The 3,072-nt window shown below is 44.2% G+C and carries 3 protein-coding genes; all 3 read left to right on the forward strand.

The features are described 5' to 3' along the window. Positions 1 to 135: 135 nt before the first annotated feature. The 3 genes from QT974_RS32865 to QT974_RS32875 all read left to right on the forward strand — a co-directional run bounded on the left by QT974_RS32865 (position 136) and on the right by QT974_RS32875 (position 3,063). On the forward strand, positions 136 to 972 hold the full coding sequence (locus QT974_RS32865; RefSeq protein ID WP_333472554.1) for a CHAT domain-containing protein: 837 nt from the start codon (positions 136 to 138) through the stop codon (positions 970 to 972). Next, entirely contained in the window at positions 969 to 1,412 is a 444-nt protein-coding gene (locus QT974_RS32870) for a hypothetical protein (RefSeq protein ID WP_333472555.1), read from the forward strand. Before QT974_RS32865 ends, QT974_RS32870 begins: the two co-directional genes overlap by 4 nt. A gap of 283 nt (positions 1,413 to 1,695) precedes the next feature. Next, on the forward strand, positions 1,696 to 3,063 hold the full coding sequence (locus QT974_RS32875; RefSeq protein ID WP_333472556.1) for a hypothetical protein: 1,368 nt from the start codon (positions 1,696 to 1,698) through the stop codon (positions 3,061 to 3,063). The last annotated feature ends 9 nt before the right edge of the window (positions 3,064 to 3,072 follow it).

Genomic DNA, 3,072 nt, shown 5'->3' on the forward strand with positions numbered 1-3,072 from the left:
TTTAACCTCTCGACAATTAATCCACCCTGCTTCTTAAGGGGGGTTAGGGGGGATCAAAACCTTGGAAACCCAGCCGAAATCTCTGACTTACCTCCAAATTCCGATCCCCCTAAATCCCCCTTAAGAAGGGGGACTTTGAATGAACAGATTCCTCCCTTAACCAGCGAAACTTTGAACACTCCTGTCCCCCCCTTAGCAAGGGGGGCTAGGGGGGTTCTTTCCATCCTCAGCATCGAAAATCCCCACAGCGTAATTACCGATAAAAACGGCGAACAAAAAAGACTCGCCCCTCTCCCCGCCGCCGAAATCGAATCGGAAATTATTTGCCGAATGTTCGACAAATCCACCCGACTCCAAGAAGACGCAGCCACCCTCGATGCAGTCGAAACATTATTGCAACAACGACACAATATTTTTCACTTCACGGGCCACGGCAGCTATAATTTCGATCGTCCCCTAGAATCTACTTTATACTTAAGCGGCAACCACCGATTAACAGTCAGAGAAATTATCAAACATGACCTCAGCAACTACGAATTAATCTGCCTTCCCGCCTGCGAAACCGCCTTGACAGACAAACAAACAATTCTCGCCGAATATGTGGGATTGACTAGCGGTTTTATGCGCGCCGGAGTTGGCTGTGTCGTCAGTACCCTGTGGCCCGTAGAATCCGGCGCGAGTACCTTATTAATGATTTATTTTTACCGACAGTGGCGAGAAGCCGGCGATTCTCTACCCGTCGCCTTAGCAAATGCTCAAAAATGGCTGCGAGAATCTACCCGCGAGGATTTAGCCGCCTGGTATCAAGGGGAAATTGACAAGATTTCCGCAAACAGCCCCGAACTTTCTGAAGTTGAAGTTATCTTAATCGATTCTTTGGAAACCGATCGCCTAGCATTGGTTACAATGGAATTAGATCCACCTTATCAGCATCCCTACTACTGGGCTGCCTTTACAATCACAGGATTATGAACGACACGCAAGACGAGATTTTCCAAGCTTTTATTGTGGCCCTAGTCCAACAGACTGAACCTTTGCCCGCAACAGTCCAATCTGAGTGCAATAAAATAGGTGAAAATTTGACAATTATCGATATTCTAAGACTGACAAAACTGCATCCTCCTCTGCTAACAGCTTATCAAAATAATCGTGTCTGGTTAGCGAATCATAGCAACGAACGCAGCAAAGGATTAGGTATTTTGCCGAATGCTGAATCTGAAATAAACAACACTACTAATATTGAAACTGATAACAGCGCTAGCGACATCAGAGACTTGACAAATTTACCAGAAATTATCAAGAAAATCGAGGAAAAAATCGAGCCGCGCGGGTTTGGAGGATTCCTCGGAAAGATTTTGCAAGCTGGGGATTCTGTGCAAGCAAGTCGAGATACAATCTTATCGTTAATGTAAAATTTTGTAGCGCAATGGCATTGCTAATTGGTGTCAAGTTAAGCTGTGAGTCCGCCAGTCTTCGGACTCCTCCACGAGTCCGCCAGGGAATCAATTCCCTGTCTCATAGCGAAAGTCCTCTAAAGAGGACTAATGAGTTGAAAAATTCTGCTTTTCAGTCCTCTTTTAGAGGACTTTAGCTTTGAGACAGGGGTTTCAACCCCTGTTGGACTGTTGGACTACCGATTTGACCTTAAGTTAATACTCATAGATATTGCTGTTTCCCTAGTCACCTAAAAAGTCCATGAGTAACGAGAATTGGCTAATCTACCCGACTGTCGATTTGTTTGTCTACGATTTAGCAGACGGTATCGGGCAAAATGAGGACAAGATTAGCCAAAATCGCGCACAGTTTTGGCAAAAGATTTATGGCGACAACATCCCTGCGCCACAATTAGAAAATCTCAAGCAAGCTGAAACAGAAACTGCTGACTATATCGAGTTACTCGGCGACAAAAAATTCGCAGCCTTTGAGTCTCCCCTCGATGGCTATGCTTATCCCGTGAAAATCGGTGATACCTATGCGGCACAATTTGACTTGTCTGGAAAAATAGAACCCGACGCAGACAAGAGATTTGCACCGAAAGAAATCGACGATTTGGAATGGCTGAAACAACAGGTAATTTCCCGTGTCAATCCACCTGCGACAATTGGTCAAAGTTGGCTGGTTTGGGGACAATTAACTGCTGACAACCAAGATGCTTTAGAAACTGCTAAAAATTGCTACAGCAAACTCAATCTATTCCCGAATGCTAAATGGGAGAGAGACTTAAAAGCCACAGGGCAATTTAAAGGTGCTGATTTTTACGAATTGTGGCTACCACCGGGAGATAGGGGCAATATCAGTCAAAATTATCATGTCTTAATTTGCTTGTTTCCTTACAATAACGGTCAAGCAATTGCCGATATTAGCAAGACTGTCGCTAAACTTTACGTGCATTTAATGCGATTGTTTGCCTTCCGCAATAAGGTGATTTGGGCTTATACTCAAAGCCGCCAACTTAAGGCTGATTTGAAAGATGCTGCGCGGACGATTCAACAAATTGTTACTCAACTCCCGAATCAGGTGAATGCGCCGAAAGTTGACTTGAAGGAATTGCAGCAAAGTCTGGTCAATTCCTTGACAATCTTCTCGGTTTATGCTAATTATATCAGCAGGTTGGAAGAGCAAGAAAATACAATCAAAACTAATCTAAAAAATTATAAGAGACGGCTGAAAACCATCGGTGAGAAGATGGTAAACGATGCCGAAGCTTTCAAGTTTATGGCTAGTTTCAGCGATTTTGCGAAGGAGAAGTATGTTTGGCAAGTGGCGGCGGATAATCGGAGTTTGAGTGCGGGTTTGAGGTTGCTAGAAAATGCGATTCAGACGATTGAGGGGATTATTGAGATTGAGAGGGCGAAGAGCGATCGCACTTTGAATGTTACAATTGGAGCCGTGGGTGTGGGAATTGCGACGAGTGGGGTTTACGCGAGTGTTTATGCAGGCCAAATTAAAGCTGGACAAAATCTGGATGTGAATACCGTTTTTTGGTCTAGTATTGGTTGGGGATTTCTATTTGGTGCGTTGGGTGCGATCGCCCTGATAATGATTGGTAAGAAATGGCGCTAAAATAGAATA

Origin of the sequence: Microcoleus sp. BM001215392 (assembly GCF_036700185.1) — a bacterium.
Classification (GTDB): domain Bacteria; phylum Cyanobacteriota; class Cyanobacteriia; order Cyanobacteriales; family Microcoleaceae; genus Microcoleus.

What these genes read in the sequence shown, in the direction of transcription:
- QT974_RS32875 (WP_333472556.1), top strand. Translation starts at nt 1,696, where the DNA reads ATGAGTAACGAGAATTGGCTAATCTACCCGACTGTCGATTTGTTTGTC.
- QT974_RS32870 (WP_333472555.1), top strand. Translation starts at nt 969, where the DNA reads ATGAACGACACGCAAGACGAGATTTTCCAAGCTTTTATTGTGGCCCTA.